The sequence below is a fragment of the Paenibacillus sp. Y5S-9 genome (assembly GCF_036894235.1).
Taxonomy (GTDB): Bacteria; Bacillota; Bacilli; order Paenibacillales; family Paenibacillaceae; genus Paenibacillus.
In genome coordinates, this window is sequence record NZ_CP145887.1 from 3,550,348 (window position 1) to 3,571,264 (window position 20,917).

24 protein-coding genes are annotated in these 20,917 nt (G+C 42.7%); 17 read left to right on the plus strand and 7 right to left on the minus strand.

All coding sequences use genetic code 11. The features are described 5' to 3' along the window. Window positions 1–4: 4 nt before the first annotated feature. The 6 genes from V6669_RS15710 to V6669_RS15735 all read left to right on the plus strand — a co-directional run bounded on the left by V6669_RS15710 (window position 5) and on the right by V6669_RS15735 (window position 5,508). Complete coding sequence (locus V6669_RS15710; protein WP_219845137.1) at window positions 5–133, plus strand: DUF6254 family protein; 129 nt, start codon at window positions 5–7, stop codon at window positions 131–133. A 363-nt stretch (window positions 134–496) separates the two neighbouring features. Continuing rightward, window positions 497–1,795, plus strand: coding sequence for an NCS2 family permease (locus V6669_RS15715; RefSeq protein WP_338586812.1), 1,299 nt, complete (start codon window positions 497–499; stop codon window positions 1,793–1,795). Window positions 1,796–1,957: 162 nt separating this feature from the next. Then, window positions 1,958–2,935 carry an alpha/beta hydrolase gene (locus V6669_RS15720; protein WP_338586813.1) on the plus strand — a complete coding sequence of 326 codons (978 nt, stop codon included), beginning with the start codon at window positions 1,958–1,960 and terminating at the stop codon, window positions 2,933–2,935. A 142-nt stretch (window positions 2,936–3,077) separates the two neighbouring features. After that, entirely contained in the window at window positions 3,078–3,842 is a 765-nt protein-coding gene (locus V6669_RS15725) for a MerR family transcriptional regulator (protein WP_338586814.1), read from the plus strand. Between the two features lie 12 nt (window positions 3,843–3,854). Next, window positions 3,855–4,499, plus strand: a complete 645-nt coding sequence (locus tag V6669_RS15730) for a GNAT family N-acetyltransferase (protein ID WP_338586815.1) — start codon at window positions 3,855–3,857, stop codon at window positions 4,497–4,499. Further along, window positions 4,492–5,508 carry an alpha/beta hydrolase gene (locus tag V6669_RS15735; protein ID WP_338586816.1) on the plus strand — a complete coding sequence of 339 codons (1,017 nt, stop codon included), beginning with the start codon at window positions 4,492–4,494 and terminating at the stop codon, window positions 5,506–5,508. Before V6669_RS15730 ends, V6669_RS15735 begins: the two co-directional genes overlap by 8 nt. Before the next feature lie 107 nt (window positions 5,509–5,615). Here the strand turns inward: V6669_RS15735 and V6669_RS15740 are convergent, their stop codons facing one another. Further along, on the minus strand, window positions 5,616–6,968 hold the full coding sequence (locus tag V6669_RS15740) for an MATE family efflux transporter (RefSeq protein WP_338586817.1): 1,353 nt from the start codon (window positions 6,966–6,968) through the stop codon (window positions 5,616–5,618). Window positions 6,969–7,104: 136 nt separating this feature from the next. Here V6669_RS15740 and V6669_RS15745 point away from each other — a divergent pair, with 136 nt between their 5' ends. Continuing rightward, window positions 7,105–7,785, plus strand: coding sequence for a TetR/AcrR family transcriptional regulator C-terminal domain-containing protein (locus V6669_RS15745; RefSeq protein ID WP_338586819.1), 681 nt, complete (start codon window positions 7,105–7,107; stop codon window positions 7,783–7,785). Window positions 7,786–7,912: 127 nt separating this feature from the next. Here the strand turns inward: V6669_RS15745 and csaA are convergent, their stop codons facing one another. The 3 genes from csaA to V6669_RS15760 are packed head-to-tail and all read right to left on the minus strand — an operon-like array spanning window position 7,913 to window position 9,117. Beyond that, complete coding sequence (gene csaA, locus V6669_RS15750; RefSeq protein ID WP_338586820.1) at window positions 7,913–8,245, minus strand: chaperone CsaA; 333 nt, start codon at window positions 8,243–8,245, stop codon at window positions 7,913–7,915. A gap of 22 nt (window positions 8,246–8,267) precedes the next feature. Further along, on the minus strand, window positions 8,268–8,675 hold the full coding sequence (locus tag V6669_RS15755; RefSeq protein ID WP_338586821.1) for a DMT family transporter: 408 nt from the start codon (window positions 8,673–8,675) through the stop codon (window positions 8,268–8,270). Next, complete coding sequence (locus V6669_RS15760) at window positions 8,587–9,117, minus strand: DMT family transporter (RefSeq protein WP_338594964.1); 531 nt, start codon at window positions 9,115–9,117, stop codon at window positions 8,587–8,589. Before V6669_RS15760 ends, V6669_RS15755 begins: the two co-directional genes overlap by 89 nt. Window positions 9,118–9,358: 241 nt before the next feature. On the opposite strand from V6669_RS15760, the gene V6669_RS15765 reads away from it, so the two are divergent. Further along, window positions 9,359–10,246 carry an AraC family transcriptional regulator gene (locus tag V6669_RS15765; protein ID WP_338586822.1) on the plus strand — a complete coding sequence of 296 codons (888 nt, stop codon included), beginning with the start codon at window positions 9,359–9,361 and terminating at the stop codon, window positions 10,244–10,246. A 3-nt stretch (window positions 10,247–10,249) separates the two neighbouring features. On the opposite strand, the gene V6669_RS15770 is transcribed toward V6669_RS15765, so the two are convergent. Continuing rightward, window positions 10,250–11,140 (minus strand): LysR family transcriptional regulator, encoded by an 891-nt coding sequence (locus tag V6669_RS15770; RefSeq protein WP_338586823.1) that lies wholly within the window; start codon window positions 11,138–11,140, stop codon window positions 10,250–10,252. 157 nt (window positions 11,141–11,297) lie between these two features. On the opposite strand from V6669_RS15770, the gene V6669_RS15775 reads away from it, so the two are divergent. Further along, window positions 11,298–11,648 (plus strand): SDR family NAD(P)-dependent oxidoreductase, encoded by a 351-nt coding sequence (locus V6669_RS15775; protein WP_338586824.1) that lies wholly within the window; start codon window positions 11,298–11,300, stop codon window positions 11,646–11,648. After that, window positions 11,638–12,816, plus strand: a complete 1,179-nt coding sequence (locus V6669_RS15780; protein ID WP_338586825.1) for an MFS transporter — start codon at window positions 11,638–11,640, stop codon at window positions 12,814–12,816. Before V6669_RS15775 ends, V6669_RS15780 begins: the two co-directional genes overlap by 11 nt. A gap of 29 nt (window positions 12,817–12,845) precedes the next feature. On the opposite strand, the gene V6669_RS15785 is transcribed toward V6669_RS15780, so the two are convergent. Both V6669_RS15785 and V6669_RS15790 read right to left on the minus strand, forming a co-directional pair. Continuing rightward, a complete protein-coding gene (locus V6669_RS15785) occupies window positions 12,846–13,247 on the minus strand; it encodes a VOC family protein (protein WP_338586826.1) in 402 nt (133 codons plus the stop codon). A 201-nt stretch (window positions 13,248–13,448) separates the two neighbouring features. Further along, the gene (locus tag V6669_RS15790) at window positions 13,449–14,108 is read right to left on the minus strand and encodes a metalloregulator ArsR/SmtB family transcription factor (RefSeq protein WP_338586828.1); all 660 of its coding nucleotides are present in this window, start codon (window positions 14,106–14,108) and stop codon (window positions 13,449–13,451) included. A gap of 166 nt (window positions 14,109–14,274) precedes the next feature. Here V6669_RS15790 and V6669_RS15795 point away from each other — a divergent pair, with 166 nt between their 5' ends. From V6669_RS15795 to V6669_RS15825, 7 genes are all read left to right on the plus strand, one after another. Beyond that, window positions 14,275–15,633, plus strand: a complete 1,359-nt coding sequence (locus V6669_RS15795) for an MFS transporter (protein WP_338586829.1) — start codon at window positions 14,275–14,277, stop codon at window positions 15,631–15,633. A 24-nt stretch (window positions 15,634–15,657) separates the two neighbouring features. Continuing rightward, window positions 15,658–15,993 (plus strand): helix-turn-helix domain-containing protein, encoded by a 336-nt coding sequence (locus V6669_RS15800; RefSeq protein ID WP_338586830.1) that lies wholly within the window; start codon window positions 15,658–15,660, stop codon window positions 15,991–15,993. Continuing rightward, entirely contained in the window at window positions 15,983–16,342 is a 360-nt protein-coding gene (locus tag V6669_RS15805) for an iron-sulfur cluster assembly accessory protein (RefSeq protein WP_338586831.1), read from the plus strand. Before V6669_RS15800 ends, V6669_RS15805 begins: the two co-directional genes overlap by 11 nt. Window positions 16,343–16,363: 21 nt before the next feature. Next, the gene (locus V6669_RS15810) at window positions 16,364–16,651 is read left to right on the plus strand and encodes a Fe-S cluster assembly protein HesB (protein ID WP_338586832.1); all 288 of its coding nucleotides are present in this window, start codon (window positions 16,364–16,366) and stop codon (window positions 16,649–16,651) included. 195 nt (window positions 16,652–16,846) lie between these two features. Next, window positions 16,847–18,211 carry an MFS transporter gene (locus tag V6669_RS15815; RefSeq protein ID WP_338586833.1) on the plus strand — a complete coding sequence of 455 codons (1,365 nt, stop codon included), beginning with the start codon at window positions 16,847–16,849 and terminating at the stop codon, window positions 18,209–18,211. Window positions 18,212–18,280: 69 nt separating this feature from the next. Beyond that, window positions 18,281–19,504, plus strand: a complete 1,224-nt coding sequence (locus tag V6669_RS15820; RefSeq protein WP_338586834.1) for a macrolide family glycosyltransferase — start codon at window positions 18,281–18,283, stop codon at window positions 19,502–19,504. Window positions 19,505–19,642: 138 nt separating this feature from the next. Continuing rightward, on the plus strand, window positions 19,643–20,872 hold the full coding sequence (locus tag V6669_RS15825) for a multidrug effflux MFS transporter (RefSeq protein WP_338586836.1): 1,230 nt from the start codon (window positions 19,643–19,645) through the stop codon (window positions 20,870–20,872). Window positions 20,873–20,917 lie beyond the last annotated feature (45 nt).

Consider the following 20,917-nt stretch of genomic DNA (forward strand, 5'->3'; position numbering starts at 1 on the left):
TTGTATGGCTGACCAGAAGAAACGAAAAGAAGCTGCCTGGAAGTCACGAAAGCAAGAACAGCATCCCCATGGCAAAATCAAATCGCTTAAAGAATTATCCAGCGAATATGAAGAGAAACCTACTACGAATTAAGCAAGAGGCTGTCAGTGAACATTGCTGACAGTCTTTCTTCATATATTGCAGATGTTGAGCAATACGTACATACTCTATCCTAAAAACGAATGAACGTAAGATATAATGTCAGTATAGTTCGTGAATAACTGTGAACAAATCGTTAATTCATTGACATTGCATGTAATTTTAATTAGAATACGAAATGGACTTCAGGTTGAAAACAGATATGAGTATCTTTATGTTTAGTTTAGAGCTTAGCTGTTGAATCTTTAAATCCTAACGACGAATATAGGAGCGATAATATTACAATCCTATATGAAGATTAGGATTTTTTGTTTTTAGCTTTGGAGTATAATTTGAAAGTTGGAGGCTGGCTTTACCATGGACAAATGGTTCAAACTTAAAGAACGAGGCACAACCATCCCCACAGAAATTATTGCAGGGGTTACAACATTTTTCACAATGGTATACATAGTTATCGTAAACCCAGGAATACTCAGCAGCACAGGCATGGATTTTAACGGGGTATTCATAGCAACGGTACTGGCTAGTATTGTGGGAACTCTGATTATGGGAATATGGTCCAATTATCCAATCGTCATCGCGCCGGGTATGGGCCTGAATGCATTCTTTGCCTATAGTGTAGTTGCCGGATATGGCGTGTCTTGGCAGGTTGCACTGGGAGCTGTATTTATAGCAGGGATTTTGTTTATTATTTTATCGCTTACTTCATTCCGTTACATGTTGCTTGATGCAATTCCCGCAAGTTTAAAACATGCAATAACCGCAGGGATCGGATTGTTTATTACAACGGTAGGTCTGCAAAATGCCGGCATTATTGCCGATTCAGAATCGAATTTGATTACGATCGGGAACTTGGCTGAGCCGATGGCTTATCTGACCATTATCGGATTGATTATTACCGTTGTGCTGATGGCTTATAATGTGAAAGGTTACTTGTTCATCGGAATGGTGGTAACAGCGATACTTGCCTGGATCATGGGACTATTCCAAATGCCGGAATCGATTGTATCCATGCCGCAAGGTCTCACGTCAACGGCTTTACAACTGGATCTGGAAGGTGTATTCTCGAATGGTTTGTACACGATCATATTTACGTTCCTGCTGATCACACTTTTTGATACGACGGGCACGATGCTCGGTGTTGCTGAACAAGCAGGATTGCTTAAGGATGGTAAATTTCCACGCTCGCGTGGCGCATTATTGGCAGATGCCGTAGGAACAACCTCAGGTGCTTTGCTCGGAACAAGCCCAACATCAGCTTATATCGAATCTAGCACAGGGGTAGCCGCCGGAGGAAGAACGGGACTGACAGCTGTAACGGTAAGTGTGCTGCTTGCGCTGACATTATTCTTCACACCGATCGTAAGTGTAATATCAAGCATTCCGGCGATCACTTCTCCAGCACTGATCATTGTTGGATACTTTATGATTAACGTTATCAGCAAAATCAAATGGGATGATCTCGAAGAAGCATTTCCTGCTTTCCTGATTATCATCCTTACTCCATTGACGCATAGTATTGCGACAGGCATCGGCGTAGGTTTCATCTTTTATCCGGTACTTAAGCTGCTTCGCGGAAAAGGTAAAGATGTTCATCCAATCTTCTACATTTTCGCGGTATTGTTCTTCATTCAGCTTGTGTTCCTGGACCACTAAAACTGGTCTAATCAAAAAGAGAACTGCTTTAACAAGCAGTTCTTTTTTTTGTAGTTCATACTCCGTTCATATTCCCGTCACGAAGGGGACATCTTCCATGGTTACACTATACCTATGTCGCAAGAGCGGCTCTACAGATATAAAGGACAGGAGAAGATGGAAATGGCAGAAGCAGTGGATGTAACAACAACGGGGACTAAGGGCCGTAAAAAACGGTACTTATGGTTGAAAATAATAGGTGGTATTGTCGGCGCGCTGGTGCTGTTCATGGGCATCACGTTTGTCGTTCATACGATAAGTAATGGGGCAGAGAAAAAGAAAATTGAATCGTACGGCCAATATGTCAATGTTGATGGGAAAAATATGAATGTATCCATTCAAGGTAGTGGCGAACAAACCATCGTGCTACTTCCCGGACAAGGAACACCGTCACCAGTACTTGATTTCAAATTGTTAATCGATGAATTAACTTCTGATTATAAAGTTGTGGCGATCGAGCCTTTCGGTTATGGATTAAGCGACCAAACCGAGACGGAGAGAACAACGGAGAATATCGTCAGCGAAATTCATGAAGCTGTACAGCAGCTCGGTATAGATCGTTATATTCTGATGGGGCATTCCATCACGGGACTGTACGCGGCGACTTATGTGAACACGTATCCGGATGAAGTCTCTGCTTTTGTCGGGATCGATAGCAGTGTTCCGAATCAACCTGGCATGGATGTCAAATTACCTTTGAACCTAATGAAATTCCTTCAAAAATCAGGCTTAATGAGAGTACTCAATAAAGTGAGTGGTGATTCATATGCATCACTTGCCTATGATGAACATACCAAAGAACAGATGAAGTTGATTTCGAATCAAGTCTCGACAAATCCGACATTAGTAAATGAGCTTAAACATCTGGGTTCCAATTTCAAAAATGGAGAAAAACTCACGTATCCTCGTGATCTGCCGATGCTGCTCTTCGTTCAATCCAATAACGAGCAAAATCCTCAGTGGATTCCATTACATGAGGAGCAAGTGAAACAATCCGCACAGGGAAAAATGATCCCGATGGAAGGTTCACATTACCTGCATCATACGAAATACAAAGAAATCGCCGAGGAATTCAAATCTTACATGAAACAAATTCAATAGCATGATTGATTAATAAACTGCGGTGCCAAAATTGGTGCCGTGGTTTTTTTGCTATCAGGAGAGGCTAAAATAAAGACTTGACCTTAGGTCAGACCTAAGGTTTATGCTAGTAATACGAAAAACAGCAAAGGTGGTGAATTGGTTGAGTGATGAAATTACGATTAGTGAGCTGGCAAAGCTGATGAAAGTCTCTGTACATCAAATTCGATACTTCGAAGAAAAAGGGGTGTTGAACCCTGCTTATATAGCAGAAAACCAATACAGGATGTATGGGGTAGATGAAATTTACCGTCTATCTCATATACTGTTGCTTCGCAAAATGGGACTGTCTGTTCAAATGATCAAGGAATGTTTGAGTAATCTGACATCAGATCAAATTACAGCATTATTTCGCCAAGCGTTGGCAGACACGGAAGCAGCTATCACTCAGCTTCAGTATACAAAGCACCTTATCAGCAAGTTGTTGCATGAGAAAAAGCATATCCCACTTGAGGATCAAGTGACTTATTATATTGTTACTCGTGAGGAGATTCACTTATCCCTGTGGTTTCATATGGAAGCGCAAGGGTACTTGCAAGCAAGGCAACTGACCCAACATAAAGAAAACATTCCCAATTTATTTGAAGTCGACATCCATTATGCGTACGATGAGACGGACACCGTAGGAATTTATACACAAAAGGTGGGAGCGAACGATTTGGTTTTGCCTAGAGGAAAATACCTTTCTCGTCATGTATATGTACAAATTGAAGCTGAACTCAAAGAACATATCAACGAATTTTATGCTTATGCAGAACACCAGGGCTATCTGTATCACGGTCCACTTATTATGGTAGAGAAATCTTATTTATCTTTATTCACACCAGAAAAGCTTCATTATGAGCTATTGTTACAAATGATTGAGTAGGGGAGGCACACAGTGACAACTTCCATTCAGATTGAACCCGTTTGTCCCCTGTTTCATCAAGCTGTTGCTGAACTCATGGCTTATGGTTTTGGACACAAATTTCAAAAGATCACTTCATTGTCCACTTATGATCTGGCTTACGTATTCGAACAGTTGCTCAATCATCCGCCCATGGAACAAAGCACTCTTCGAGTCATAGCTCGTGAAAATGAGGAGATTGTTGGCACCATGTGCTTGAAATGGAAGGAAGCAGATAACAGAGCAGTAATAACAAGCGTTCGTGCCAATTCTCATTGGTGGGGCCAGTGCAATAGGATTGGTAACTGGAATCTTCTTCAGTTAATCACTGGTCTACATCTGCTGAAGCACACTCCTAAATTAGGCGAATGTTATGTGGAAGATCTGGTTGTACATCCACAACACCAAGGCAAGGGAATTGGTACACAGTTACTTCAATGGGCACAGAAATATATGTTGCAATCCAAATCAATGTCATTTCTTAGCTTGCATGTGGCAAGTCAGAATCATCAAGCGATACAGTTATATGAACGCTATCAATTTCGCAAACAGTATAGTACGAATAGCTTTCTTACCGGCCTGCTCTTAGGCGAAAAGCAATGGCATTACATGATTTACAAAGGAGATACTTATGTTTAAATGGAGAAAACGATACATCTCATTTATTGTGGCAATTTTATTGATGGTGGGTGCAGGACTGTACATAGTCGATCAAAATCATTTTGACATGGTGGAACAATCCATTGAAATTCAATCTCCACAGGGCAAGTTAACAGGTACACTGACTGTACCCAAACACCATTCAGGCAAGCTAGGTTTAGTACTGTTTATTCACGGTGACGGTCCAATAGACTCTACTCATGGTGAGGGATACAAACCGTTGTGGGAGAGACTGGCATCAATCGGGTATGCATCCTTGTCGCTAGATAAACGGGGAATCGGGGATTCAGAGGGAAACTGGCTAGATCAAAGCATGGATGATCGTGTTGTGGAGGCACAGCAAGCTATTGCATGGGCGAAAGAACAATCCATCATTGATGATTCCAAAATAGGCGTATGGGGTGCCAGCCAAGCAGGCTGGGTAATTCCTAAACTTGCCGGGAAAGAACATCTTGCCTTCAGTATCTTGGTATCACCCGCGATAAACTGGTTGGAACAGGGAGAATACAACACACGCAGCCAAATGGCGAAGGATGGTCATTCCACCGAGGAGATTCAAAATCAGGTCGATTATGAAAACCAGATTAAAGAGATTTTAAAGAAACAAGGCACATATGAAGAGTACACCAAGATTGCTCGAGAGGATGATCTGATTTCCAAAGAACGCTGGAACTTCATAAAGAAAAATTTTGCTTCAGATGCCACGGCGGATTTGCATCATTTCAAAACCCCTGTACTACTTCTGCTTGGAGAAGATGATGTGAATGTGGACATTGTTGATACAGAGCAAGCATACCGTAAAGGAATTCAGCCATCTTCCTTGCTTCATGTGAAAATCTTCTCTAATACAGAACATTCGATGTTACCAACCTCTATTGCAGGCTCGGAATGGAAACAATCACTACGATTTCTGTTTGCTCCGAGAAGCATTACAGTGGAAGGGTATATGGATGAAATAGAACATATTTTGACCAAGCTCTCCTTATAACAGTTACAGTTATAGTTTCCTAGTATCGTTAGGTCATTTGGAAATGAAAGAGCAGGGTCAGGGAGCGGGAGCGCCCTTATCCTGCCTTCTTGCGTGTTATATGTTATCTACTGTGCTAAATGTTCCAGATCCGGCTGCAATTTGGTCCGCAAAACATATAACATGATGGCCCCAACTAGGAACGCCACGGCATCCGCAATAACGAGCGACCAGATCACTCCATGAAAGCCGTTCATTTGATTAGCAATATATAATACAGGAATTAGTGTAATTCCTTGAATAATGGACATAACAAACGCGGCGGTTCCTTGGGCTGTTGCTTGGAAGATCCCCATAAACAAAGAAGTCATTCCTGTAATGAACAAGGATAAAAAGGTTACATGAAGAATGTAGCTACCCATTTCAATTAATTGCGGGTCAGTCGTAAATAAACCAATCAAGTGGTCGGAAATCAGATAGACGACAACCCCAAACAGGATGGCTAACCCCAAAATAGATTTGATCGTGAATCCAATCGTTTGTTTCATGCGTAATTTGTTCGCTGTGAATGAGAAGGCAATCAACGGCACAACTCCCTCGCACAAACCCATCAGAATAAACTCAGGAAATTGCAATAAACGTGATGAGATTCCATACCCAGCAACGGCCTGATCCCCATATTCGACAAGAAAAAGGTTAAGAATAAGTGACATTGCACCCAAGAAAACACTCATAACAAAGACGGGAACACCGATTTTGAACACATTACTCAGGATGTCCTTCGTCACCTTGAACCATTTCAGGGAGACGGTTAAGAATTGACTCTTATAACTCATATGGAATGCGTAAAATGCACTCGCAACCAAGTTGGAGATGACGGTAGCAGATGCAACGCCAATCACGCCCCAATGGAAGACAAAAATGAATAGTGCATCGAGGATAATATTTATAACAACACTGAGAATCATACCGGTCATAGAAGTCATTGCTGAACCTTCTGAGCGCACGATATTCTCCAGGGTGAAGAATAAGATGACGAAGGGTGAACCCATAAGCATAATCGTGACATACTCTTTCGTAAATCCGAAGGACTCTGGCGTTGCCCCCAGCCCATGAACGATTGGTTCAATCAGCGGGAGCCCAACGGCCATCACAATAATTCCGAGAACTAAACTACTGTAAAAGGCAAATGAAGATACATGCTTCAGATCATCGACTTTTTTCTCTCCCAGCAAACGAGAGATGAATGTACCGCTGCCTATACCAATTAAATTACCAAGGGCCATGATGACCGCGAATAAAGGTAAAGTTAATGCGAGTGCGGTTAACATTGCCGTATTACCCAGTGTGCCAAGGAAATAGGCATTCAAGATGGAGTAAATAACACTCATTGACGTGCCTAGCATCATCGGGACAGCAAAGTGAGCTACGGCTTTGGCGATTGGTGCTTTTTCAAAGTAATGGAGGTTTTCTGCATCCATGTGGATCACTACTTTCTTCGTTAATATTGATTTAATCTAACACCGTTAGATTGAACCTTACAGTGTTAGATGTTATCATGAACTTATGAACCTGTAAAGCATAAACTTACACTGTTAGATAAAAGGGCGGATACCGATGAAAAAACAACAGCCTCAGATTTCGGAAGATAAGATTTTGGAAACTTCGTGGGAGCTTTTGGCGGAAGAGGGCATCGAGAAATTCAGTATGAGACGATTGGCAGACAAACTGGGGATTCAAGCTCCATCTCTATACTGGTACTTCAAGAGCAAGCAGACACTCTACCAGCGTCTGGCCAACCAGATATCGAAAATTATTCTGGACGAGTTTCACACTGAAGGGGACTGGAAGGAGCAGATGGAGGGGCTTGCGGTGACGGTACGGAGTGTGCTCAGTAGATACCCGTGCTCCACACAGCTCATGATGATGACGTTGCCCCATGAACCGGACATGATCCGCTTCACCAACCGCATGTTGCTCTGCATAGAATCAACACCACTAGAGCAAGAGCAGAAATTACAGGCCGTTCTTACACTGGTCAACTATGTATTCTATTTCGTTCTGGACGATTATCAGCATCAGCGCAATATCTCTGCTGTTCTTAAGGACCAGGAAGCACTTCGGGGTGAAGAGATGATCCACCTTCTGGATTCTATGAGTGAGAAGGAAGCTGGACTTTTCAGCAGGATGTATAAGAATGGTCTGTTTGAGGTGATGGGAACCGACGGAGCTTTCGAGTTTGGCTTGAAGCTTATTTTGCTCGGGATCGAACAAGTGATAAAGGAACATGAGAAGTAGAAAAGTAGAACGCCACGATCTGAGTAGATTAAACTCAACCATGTAGGAGAAATATTAGTTCTATATAGAACTAATGTTTTAAAACAAGAAACCCACCGAGTATAAAACTCCAGTGGGTTTCTTCTTATCATCCAATCGAAGTACCATTTGGTAGCTCGAAATCAGGTTTCAACAAAACAACATCTCCCTGTTCGGGCAGCCCGCCAAGCACCAACACTTCTGAATTGAATCCGGCTATACGACGGGGAGGGAAATTAACTACACCTATAATCTGCCTTCCGATAATAGATTCGGATGAATACCTTTTCGTGATTTGTGCACTGGATGTTTTTAATCCAATTTCTGGTCCAAAATCAATTTCAAGTTTGATAGCAGGGATTTTAGCTTTTGCAAAAAAATCAGCTTTGGTGACCGTGCCGACACGCAGATCTAATTTTAAGAAATCATCAATAGTTGCCATTTTAAATTCACTCCTTTCATTATTATCCTAGTTTCCTGAATCGATTTAAGCGCAGGAACTTGGGCAGTTGAATATGGTAAGATTTCAGCGCAAAGTACATCAGCATGCCTGACAACGTAATTAATCCACCTACGAATTGAAAAGCAGAGATGGTTTCTCCCAACAGTAGATAAGCCAGCATTATAGCCAGAACGGGTTCACCGATAATGCCTACAGAAACCGTCGTTTCCCCAATGGTTTTAAGAAGCAGATTGAAAATATACTGGCCAAAAATGGTGGGGATGATCGCAAGTAGTAGGAAGTACAGCCAATCGGATGATTCGTAATGGGTCAAGGAAAAGTTATTCAATAAACTGTAGACCAGCAGGACACTTCCGCCAATAATAAAGACAACAACACTGTATATATTCGCGTCGATTTTCCGACTCACTTTCTGTCCGTCCAACCAGCATATATGTCGACACCAGTATGGTTCCTACCAGGGACAGACCATCTCCAATCAGAGCCTCTCTTGATACGCCTATATCACCCCAGGCGATAATTACCGAACCGAACAGGGCGGTAATCAAACATAGAATGGTACGTATACTCGCTCTTTCCTTAAACATAAAGTATGACCCGATCATCACAAACAAAGGTTGCAGCGCCAGAATGACCATGGAACTAGCCACGGAGGTATACACCAGCGATTCCATCCAAAATAAAAAATATAAACCAAGAAGCAGGCCAGCCAGAAAAACTGTGCTCCAATCCCTTGAATTCATTTTTAAGAATCGAATCGTTTTCCAGGGGATAAAAGGAAGCATAATAATGGCTGATATATACAGCCTGTACATACCGGCTATAGCGGTGGGAGTATCCGAAGATTTGATCATGATTGAAGAGACGGATACCGACAAAATGGCGATAAAAAGCAATACATACGGATGAAAAAGCAGCGATGATTTATTTTCTTTCACATATAAGCCTCCAAAGTTCTTATCCGGTCGTCTGTGCACAGGCTATTGTGATAAGTTAAAGATTTGATATAATAATATCATTATTTTTGTGAATTTCGTGCAGTTAAATCACTATATAATATAGATATATCGTCAAAGAAAGGAACGTCATAGAATGGTGAAGCAACTTTATGAGGATATTTTGTATTCCGATCTTTCGTTTCCCTATATCATGTACACACATACACGTCATACAAGCATCCCCGAAGGCAGAGGATTCAACGATTTGCATTGGCACGAAGATCTACAGATCACTTTAGTCACAAAAGGCAAACTGGTTATGCAAATTAACGGAATTGATCATACATTGGAAACGGGTCAGGCGATCCTGATCAACAAGAGAATTCTTCATATCACAACAGAGCTGACACATGATGGTGAATATGTTAGTTTCAATTTTCCCGAAAAGCTATTAGCCTTTCATGTAGACAGTGCAATGGAAAAAAATTATGTACTTCCTTATACGAATTCTTCTTTGGTGTCGCTCGTGATTAGAAGAGAGTTGGAGTGGGAAAAGCAGATATTGGATATGCTCTGGGAAATGAGAGAGTCGTTTAATACACAGAAAAACTGGGGATGGGAATACGAAATCTCAATTAAAACGGTACAACTATGGTTTGTATTGATATCCAACATTTTGATCCCTTCCGAGGAAACCCCAAGAAGCGAGAAGCGTCCGCAGGAAAGACTTCAGTTAATGCTCAGTTTTATCCATCAAAATTATGCTCATCCGGTTACGCTTCGTGAGATTGCTGATGTCGCGCATTTGAGCATTTCAGAGTGCACCAGATGTTTTAAGAAAACGGCTCATATGACGCCATACGAGTATCTAATCAAATACCGGATTAAGAAGAGTAAAGATCTCTTAGTATCGACGAATGATACAATAACCGAGATCGCTCAGAAAGTGGGCTTTAATCACGTTAATCACTTTATCCAGTCTTTTAAAAAACACGAAGAAAGAACACCAAAAGAGTTTCGGTGCTCTCCATACCCTGTATAAATGCTAAACAAATTTAGCCTGAATTTCTTTTAAAAACAAATCCGCAGCAGTCGAAAAGACCTGATGTTTTTTCCAAACGATATTTAACCCAGATTCAAGTCTTGGCTCTAGCGGTCTAAAACAAAGGTTGCTTTCACTAGACGTATTCACTATTTTATCAAGTATTAATGCATAACCAATGCCTTCTTCAACCATAATGGCAGCATTATATGCAAGATTGTATGTAGTAACGACGTTTAATTTGTCAAAATCTTCACCAAACCAGTCTGCAAACTCATTTTTTGAAAACGTCTGCTTCATTGACTGTCGTGAACAGATCAGTGGAACATGTAATAAGTCTGTAGATCGAATCGTATCTTTGGAGGCGAGTGGACTTTCTTTTCTCATAACCACTCCCCAAACATCTTTGTCGGAGAAATTGATATAGTTATATTTGGAAACATCCGCTGGCTGGATTAGAATACCGAAGTCAAGGAGTCCCTTGTCAAGCCGCTCAGTTACATCATCTTCGTTACCGCTGAATAGGTGATAGCGTATATTGGGATATTTATTCTGCACTTCTTTTGCCACTCTTGCAATCTGTTTCATGGCTTCCGTTTCTCCACCGCCTATATAAATATCTCCACTTATGGTTTCTTCCATGGATTGAAATTCTGCCTCTAATTTATCAACCATACCCACAATTTCTTCAGCCCTATTTCTTAAAAGCATACCTTCATCTGTGAGAATAATACTGTAACTACTGCGAATAAATAATTTCTTTCCCAACTCTTGTTCAAGGTCTTTCAATTGTCTGGACAAGGTGGGCTGCGTAACATGCAAGAAATCAGCAGCACGTGTAATGCTTCCTTCTCTGGCGACCGTAAGAAAATAACGCAATACTCTAATCTCCATCGTAACTCCTCCTTTATCCTTTATATTCTACAATAAACCTTACAGAAATGCCTTTCAAGCATAACTTGTTATAAGATATGAGTATTTGCTATGTGGTGTATAAACGCTAAACTAAAAAGCAAGGCAACTGGAGAAGAAATTGAAAGGAATGAACGATATGGATAAGACAAAAGTATGGTTTATCACTGGCGCTGGTCGAGGTATGGACACAACTATTGCTAAGGCTGCTTTCAATGCTGGACACAAGGTGGTTGCTACCGGCCGGAATCCTGATGCGGTGGTTCGTGCGATCGGTGAGTCCGAGAATGTAATGGTTGTCCCATTAGATGTTTGCGAGCCTGCTGATGCACATGCCGCAGTTAAGGCGGCAATTGACGAGGCACAACCGCCGCAACGCTTCATTGCAGGAGCCGACGCGATAGACATTGCAGAACAGAAAATTGCCAACCTTCAGACAGAGATCAATGCTTACCGGGATCTCTCTAAATCCATGGCATATGACAACTAAACGAAATCACCTGCTTGTATTCATTCTGACCTTTGGTGTATTCAGTATTTTAAATACGGAGATGGGCGTAATCGGAATTTTGCCTTTGATTGCAGAACATTACGAGGTCAGTATCTCAACCGCTGGTTTGATCGTGAGTCTTTTTGCGCTTGCGGTTGCTATATCTGGCCCCATTTTGCCCTTATTATTTTCGGGCATGAACCGCAAGCATGTCATGTTGTTTGTACTTGGCATTTTTATTGTGGGCAGCCTGGTTTCCGCTATCACATCAAACTTTACGGTATTGGTCATTGCACGTGTCGTTCCGGCTTTTTTCCATCCGGTCTATTGCTCATTGGCATTTACGGTCGCAGCGGCGTCAGTCCCCAAGGAAGTAGCGCCGAAGGCAGTGGCTAAAGTATTTGTAGGCGTGTCGGCAGGCATGGTACTTGGAGTACCCCTCTCGAGTTTGATTGCCACCAGCACATCGTTGTTCTATGCGATGTTGTTCTTTGCCGCCGTAACGATCGTCGCATTTGTAGCAACACTTCTTTTTGTGCCCTCAATGCCAGTTACGAAAAGAATCTCTATGGGTACTCATCTGTATGTATTGAGAAGATCCGTGATGTGGCTATCCATTGCTGGCGTGATTTTCATGAATGGAGCTGTATTTGGGGTCTATAGTTACCTTGCCGAGTTTCTGAAAACCGTGACAAGATATGACTGGAGCAACGTCAGTGTGTTGTTATTTGTATATGGCTTGGCCAATATGGTTGGGAACATGATAGCAGGGAAACTGCTCGCTAAATTCCCTTTAAGAACGATCAAGATGTATCCCATTACATTAATAACGGTATACATCTTGTTGTTCACCTTCGGACAATTCAGTGTGCCAACAGCCTTCCTTATTTTCATTTGGGGGATCATAGGAGGCATAGGGGGCAATATCACTCAATATTGGGTGGTATCGGCAGCACCAGAGGCACCCGAACTGTCGAATGGGATCTTTCTAACTTCTTCCAACCTGGGAACAACACTTGGTGCTAGTGTATGTGGACTAATCGTAACTGGAATAAGTACACAATATATTGTAGTTGGAGGAATCGTGTTCCTTATCTTTAGTATCGTAACGAATTACTTCAGAATCTCCATGACTGGCCGATTGGAGAGTTCCAAAGTTGAAGGATAAGAGGCGGACGTAGTGATAGGCGTTATACATTAGCGTTTCGGCATTTTGCTCTCATCCATATACAACAGGTTCCAGCGGTGACCGTCCAGGTCGGCAAATCCCGCGCCGTACATCCGGCCGTCTATTTCACCTGGCTTGCCAAAGATGGTTCCTCCAGCTAACTCGACTTTTTCAATAAAAGCATCAACTTCTTCTCTGCTGTCAGCACCAATGGAAAATATCACTTCTGCGCTATGGGAAGTATCTGCGGTTTTGGCACCTGTAAATTTCTCAAACGTTGCATCCGGAAACAGTAGAATCGTTGTTGAGCCTATGACAAGCTGGGCTCTCTCGTTGCCAACATTCTCCCCATGGAATCCAATCTCATTGAAAAAGGTAGTGGATTTCACAACATCTTTCACCGGCAGGTTCATCCAGATTTTTTGTGACATGGTAGTAGCCTCCTAGAGTATATTTTTGACACTCTTACTATACTCTACCTCAATTCAAAATTACATAATCGGGTACATACGATTATGTAAGAGTTAGAAATAACTAATATAATGAAGGATGATTTAGAGAAATCCTAATCGTTCTAATCAGTTCAAAACCCAAAATAAAAAGAGCAATCTCCAATGAGGTTGCTCTTTTGGTCATGGCTTATTTTGCCTAACGGTGTATACGCAGTTTCTTCCTCCGGCTAGAATGTATTCTCCCCGTTCAATATGAACATTATCGCCTAGAACTGTTTTGAATAAATGTAACTCATTCTTGCATAACCCGGTACATACCGCGGCCGCTTCACAGATGGGGCAATGCTTCTCAATGAGTAGGAGACTGCCATCATCCTGCTCCTTAACCTCGGCCATATAACCCTCATTGGTGCGAATCTCGGCCAATTTCTCCAATCTCTCTCTAACTCCTGATGCATCGCCAAGATGCTGAAGATATTGTTCTTGCATATTTTTATTTCGAACATCCAGCAGCTTGTCCAGCCCTTCAGTACCAAAAGCTTCTTTCATCGAATTGATGAGGCTGACGGATAAATCCGAATATCCACTTGGGAAAAAACGATTAGCCGCGGGAGTTAATATCCATAACTTGGTGGGACGACCCATGGGACGGGCCTCTTCCACAGTGGTAACCAATCCTTCTCCTTTTAGCGCATTCAGATGTTGACGAATAGCCATTCCGGATAACGAAAACTGAGAGGAGAGAGTGACAACATCCATTCCTCCGCGCTCTTTTAACAAATTAATAATTGCTCTCCGGGTACTGGTCGAGACATCCTTTTTAGTTTGATTTCCGCTCATGGTGCACCTCCTTTTGAAGCAACTGAATCTACATGACTAACTACATTTTAAACAAAAATGTTGACAAAGTCAAAGTCGAACTGTAGCTTAGACATTATAAACAAAAATGTTTACTAAGTATCCGGATACGATGTATACATACCAATTTTCTTGGAGGTCACATTTCATGTCGTCTAATCATCAAAGTATTTTCAGCCCGCGTTATTTTGCATTGTCCATAGGAATTATTTTGTCAGTGATGGCCGTTGGATTTGAAGGTCTATCCGTCACCACCATTGCTCCTTCAATTGCTGGAGACTTGAACGGCCTTAGCCTGTTCGGATGGATATTCAGTACGTATCTGCTTGCGCAGATTATCGGGACGCTGGTCGTCGGTCGGATCATTGATAAAAGAGGACCTGCAGCACCGTTCACTTTTGCACTTCTGTTGTTTATCGTAGGGCTGATCGCTGCCGCAACCGCAGGCGATATGTATACCATGATAGGATCACGGGCTCTGCAGGGTTTGGGTGCCGGAGCTATGATGACTTGTGTGTATACGGCTATATCCTTAAGTTACCCGGATGAGTTACGTGCCAAAATTCTTGGAGCCTTTGGTACTGCCTATGTTCTTCCGTCCATGCTTGGTCCATATGTAGCCGGTCTTATCGCAGATCAGTGGTCCTGGCGCTTTGTTTTCTGGGGGATCTTACCCGTGCTGGTGGTTTCAGCGTTGCTCAGTTTACCTGCCTTCAGGAAATTAAAAGTGCAGAAGACGGGAGGGGAGAGCGGATCTTCATCCACTTGGATGGCGTTACTCTTAACGTTAGGTACAGGGATTTTCCTGGTTGGTCTAAGTATGTTACCGAGCATTATGGGATTTGTTTTAGTCGTGATTGGCCTGGTATTGATGTTATTTCCGCTCCGTAAATTGCTTCCGAAGGGAACACTTACGTTGCGAAGAGGTATGCCAGCAATTCTGGCAACACGTGGGTTGTTCTTTGCTGCCTATACCAGCACACAGAATTTCCTGGTATTGGCACTAATCGACGTGAAAGGAATCACACCTTCTCAGGCCGGATTAATTGTCGCGAGTGCTGCATTAAGTTGGTGTATCATTGCGTATCTGCAAGGACGGTGGGATGCGGCAGATCAGGGCCGTGGACGTCATATGAGAATTTTTCTTGGGGTATTGCTGCTTGCGATAGGGATTGCCATCGTATTTTGGGTACCTGTTGTGACCGTTACCATCGCAGTTCTTGGTCAGATCATTGCAGGAGTCGGTATTGGATTGGCACATCCGATTAGCGGTGTTGTTGCATTTTCCCAAACGGGGGAGGAAGGCGTGGGCCAAACCTCAGCAAACCTGCAATTTGCAGATTCTTTTACACCGGGGGTAGTGATCGGCATTGGTGGTTCCATCCTTGTCGTGTGTCAGGCTGGCGGGATGTCACTTCAATCCGGCTTAATTGTAGCCATGGGTTTCCATCTCTTGTTGATCGTCATGAGTATCATTGCCAGCACTCGGATCTCACCACGCGGATGAATAAGAAAGTGGGTGTACAGACCATTGCTCACTGAAGATCCGAATAAACTATTTACGGCTTATCGTATCATCGGAACGAAATGGACGATCCATATTTTATGTGCTCTGTCTCAAGGCCCGAAGAGATTCGGTGAAATATTCGAAAGTATTCCTTCCATTTCCGAAATGATCCTCTCCAGACGTTTAAAGGCTCTTCAACATGATCATTTGGTCAAAAGAACAATACTGACACGCCCTACACAAATTATTTATGAACTTACGCCAAAAGGAGCTGCTCTTGCTGCATTCATACCCTGTCTAATGGACTGGGATACCAAATTTCAAAATGATACCACCGGGAGGAATAAAGATGATCATTGAGGTCAGTGATACAGCATCGGACAGAATCGTCGAGATCTTATCAAGTGCGGATATCCAAAATGCCTTCCTTAGAGTAGGCGTTGATGAAGGGGGATGCAGTGGTTTATCTTATACCCTTATCGTGGATGAACAGCAGGCAGAAGAAGACATTGTGTTAAATAAAAAGCAATTTAAGATATTGGTTCACGCAAACAGTATTCCATATATTGATGGTCTTGAGATTGATTATGAAGAGAGCGGAATGTTAGGCGGATTCACCATGAATAATCCAAATGCCAAAGTTTCGTGTGGATGCGGGGCCAGTTTCAGAATGGCCAATTATCGTGGCGAAGTGAAAAAATGTGATTAATGAAGGAAGGAGTGCAGAGCAATGATCTCATTTGTAATATCTGAACAAGCAATCGATTCATTTAAGAATGAATGGGAATTGGAAGAGGGCCAATATGTAAGGATTTATGCAAAATATGTCGGAGGAGGCTCCGATGCTTTTACAATTGGCATAAATGCGAGTGCTACACCGGTCGATCCCGCATTGATTCAATTCATTGGAGAATTTCATTTCTTTGTTGAAAAAACAGATGCCTGGATCCTGGAGGATGAACTTCTCCAAATTGACTGTAATGAAGATGGCATATTTTCAAGCAAAATCTCCTATTGAACATGAAATCATAATCTAGAGCACGATTCTACTTTTTAAACATTAAACTTTACAAAGTAAAACACATAAGGTATATTCATGGAGTCAAAAGGTTTATTTTACCATAATATCCATCAATTTATGGAGGTGTAGAAGACAAACAACAATCAGATTGGGATTTTTGATGCTCAGTACAGGGCGCCTACAATTGGGATTATGCTGGTTCTGGCAACCGTAGCTTTTGAAGGACTGGCTATCACAACGATTGCCGCGAAAATGGCACAAAGTTTAGAGGGCATTCATTTATACGGTTGGATCTTCAGCGCATTTTTGTTATCTCAGCTTATTGGAACTTTGGTTATGGGTCAGCAGATTGACAAGCGCGGCGTTTTTACATCCATGCTGATATCTTTTAGTGTTTTTGTGTTAGGTACTGTGGTATCCGCTGTCTCTTTCGATATGCACATGCTTATTGCCGGAAGAGCCCTTCAAGGTTTTGGAGCGGGGGCCTTGATCACATGCGTTTATACCTGTGTGACGTTACATTATCCAGATACACTTCGTACTCAAATCCTGGCCGCATTCTCCATGGCATTTGTCCTGCCTACCTTAATCGGACCTTATGCAGCAGGCCTTATTGCTTCCTACATCTCGTGGCGATATGTTTTCTGGATCGTTTTACCCTTGATTGGAATAGCGCTCAGTCTCACATTCCGTTCTTTCCGTAAATTGCAGCTTCAGCAAGATCTGACAGGTCCAGCGCGAGCAACCGACTCAAAGATTATGTATGCGATTCTGCTTGCCGTTGGAACGGGGCTATTACTCACAGGACTTGGTATGATAACCGATTGGAAAGGTATATTACTCACTTTGGGTGGGTTAGTCGTCATGATCACACCAATGCGTAAATTGCTGCCTGTGGGCACTTTTTCGATAAAAAAAGGATTGCCTGCTACTTTGGTATCAAGAGGGCTATATGTTGCTTGTTATTTTACAACGGAAAGTTTTGTGATCTTGGCACTAACCGAAGTGAAGGGGTTATCCGCTGATCTTGCTGGCCTCATTGTAGCAGCAGGTTCTCTCAGCTGGTCCGCCGCAGCGTGGTTACAAGCCAAGCTTGATGCACGAGATCAAGGTCGTGCCCGGAAGGGCAGAGTCATGACGGGCATTGGGATTATGATCGCTGGAACTGTACTTGTGATCCTGGCTCTTATTTTGTCGGACGGCGGGATTGTACTCATCCTTCTCTCACAAATGATTACAGGGTTTGGTGTTGGATTGGCCAACCCTACAACGGCAGCCATTGCTTTACAACATGCCTTGCCCAGGAAAGAGGGAGAAATGTCCGCTAATCTGCAATTTGTGGATTCCTTCTATATGGGCGTAAGCATTGGCGTTGGTGGCGCTCTGATTGCCTTGTCTGAAACTTTACAATGGGGCATATCGACAGGTGTTTTGATCGTGTTAACACTGCAATTATTATGGGTCTTGTTAAGTTTCTTGGCATCACTACGAATTACCAAACTCGTTCATCAAGACCATCATCCAATCAACCAAGTGAAGGATAACATCTCCATGTAACGGATGACGACCGCGTCGTTAATACATCATGAAGAACGGGGGGACTAATTGCATTGGGAGGTGGGTAAGATGGCACGTATATTAGTGGTCATTACTCCAGCTGAAGGACATGTGAATCCATCGTTAGGATTAGTTACTCAGTTGATAGACAATGGTGAGGAAGTCATCTATGTGTGCACGGAGGAGTACCGTTCCCGAATTGAACAGACTGGTGCCCAGATCATTACCTATCCGTTTCCACAAGATGCTTTCTCTCATGATCCGGTGTTGAAACCCCAGGAATACAAACATTCTTATCAGTTCATTTATATGATGGTAAGCGGTATTATTCGGAGGATCATCCCCAATGTGCTGCAGGTGATCGAGGATCAGAAGTTCGATTATATGATCTTTGATTCCCTGATGGGATGGGGAGGGACTATTCTTGCAGAAAAGCTGGGAATTCCTGCGGTGTGCTCGATTGCGTCCTTTGCTTTTGTGGAGCCTCTGGGGTCTAACTCGGGCCTGAATGAGAGGGAGACAAAGAAGCTTTATGAGGCTACGATGAAAATAACAATGGAGTTAGCTGAAGAGTTTCAAGTGAGAATTCCAGCCATGGAAGAGATTCCGGCACATGCAGGTCAGTTAAAGCTCGTGTACACCAGCCGATATTTTCAGCCTCAGGTAGAAAAGCTGGATGATCGTTTTATTTTCACGGGTCCTTCGATCATAACACGTCAAGATGCTCCGACCTTCTCGTTTGAGTTGCTTCGTGAACGGTACCCGCAAACCGTGTACATTGCTATGGGTACGATTTTAAATAAAAACTTGGATTTCTATCAGCTTTGCTTTGAAGCATTAGGGGATCTACCCGTGAATGTAGTTTTATCTTCAGGAAAATACACGGATATGGAGCCGCTGGCTGAGCAAATACCTCCTAATTTTATCGTCAAGCCATACATTGCCCAGTTGGAGATGCTGCAGCATACTGATGTTTTTATTACACATGCTGGAATGAACAGCACAAGTGAGGCGTTATATTACAACGTTCCGATGGTGATGATTCCATTAACATCGGATCAGCCTCTTGTCGCCAATCGGGTACAGGAGCTCGGCGCGGGTATTACTTTAAATAAACATAACCTCAGTGCAGCTAATTTGAGAGAGGCATTAACAGAAGTACTACACAATTCACTTTATAAACGGCAGGCTTACCTCATTGGTGAATCTTTAAGGCAGGCTGGCGGTTACAAGCGAGCTGCCGAAATGATTATGAGTCATATGGGTTCAGGCCGAGGAAGTTACAGCATTTAATAGTGTTCCATTCAAAGTCGCTTAATAAGCGGCTTTTTTTGGTTTTAATAGTCTTAAGACTTGACCTACAGTTAACTCTATGTCTTATACTCCGATTAGGCTTGCAAATTATATAAGGAATTGGAGATTTTATTGATCATGGCGAAGAGCACGAATTGGAATGTTTTTGGACTCGCAATACTACTAGGTTTATTTTCTACATTAGGTCCATTTACGATTGATATGTATTTACCGGCATTTCCGGAGATTGCACAAAATATGAATACAACGGCATCCCTTGTACAATTTAGTCTTACTGCTTGTTTATTAGGACTCGGTGTAGGACAACTTGTTATGGGTCCTTTGAGTGATGCTTACGGTAGACGTAGACCATTGTTGATCTGTATGGTTGCCTACATCATTTGCTCCTTGGCATGTGCCTTTGCTCCGAATATCGGACTATTGATTTTGTTTCGTTTCACGCAAGGATTTGCGGCATCCGCTGGAATTGTCATTTCCCGTGCGATAGCTAGAGATTTATACAGTGGACATGAACTCACTAAATTTTTCTCTTTGCTGTTGCTTGTAGGGAATTTGGGGCCTTTGGCAGCACCGATCGCGGGAAGTGGAATTCTTTCCTTCACAACATGGGTTGGTGTATTTATCTCTCTTTCATTTCTGGGGATTTTCTTATTAATCATGACAAAGTGGAGCTTAAAAGAAACACACCCCGTCGAAAGACGTATGGTTCCTGACTTCAAACAGCAATTGGGTAATTACAGAATGCTTCTGCGTGACCGCAAATTTGTTGGTTACATGCTGGCACAGGGAATCATGACGGCAGGGGTCTTTGCTTATGTGGCGGGAACACCATTTATTTACCAAAATATATATGGAGTCACACCCACGGTATTTGCTATATTGTTTGCTTCGAACGGCATCAGCTTGATCATCGGATCTCAAATCGTGGGTCGATTGGCCAAACGTATACCTGAGCAGACACTTCTATTATCGGGACTATGGCTTGCTTTAATAGCAAGTGTTGCTGCCTTGTTGGTGACTCTGGTTCACGGTCCGCTTTTCGCTTTGGTCATTCCGTTGTTCTTCTTTGTTTGCTCGATCGGCATTACGTCTACAGCGGCATTCCCGCTTGCCATGGAGAGTCAAGCTAAGATGGCGGGAAGTGCAGCAGCACTGCTCGGAGTTGTTCCTTTTCTTCTCGGTGCACTGGTTGCTCCTCTGGTCGGGATCGCAGGTGAGGACACTGCCGTCCCGTTAGGACTCACTTTATTAATGACCAGTATTATTGCGATTGTAACTTATTTTTTACTCGTTAAAAAAATCTCGCAGCATACACCTAATCATGCCCAGTCTAATGCTGACTTTTAGTATAGAAGGAACAGCTCGCCAAGCATCAGCGTGAGACATGAATGA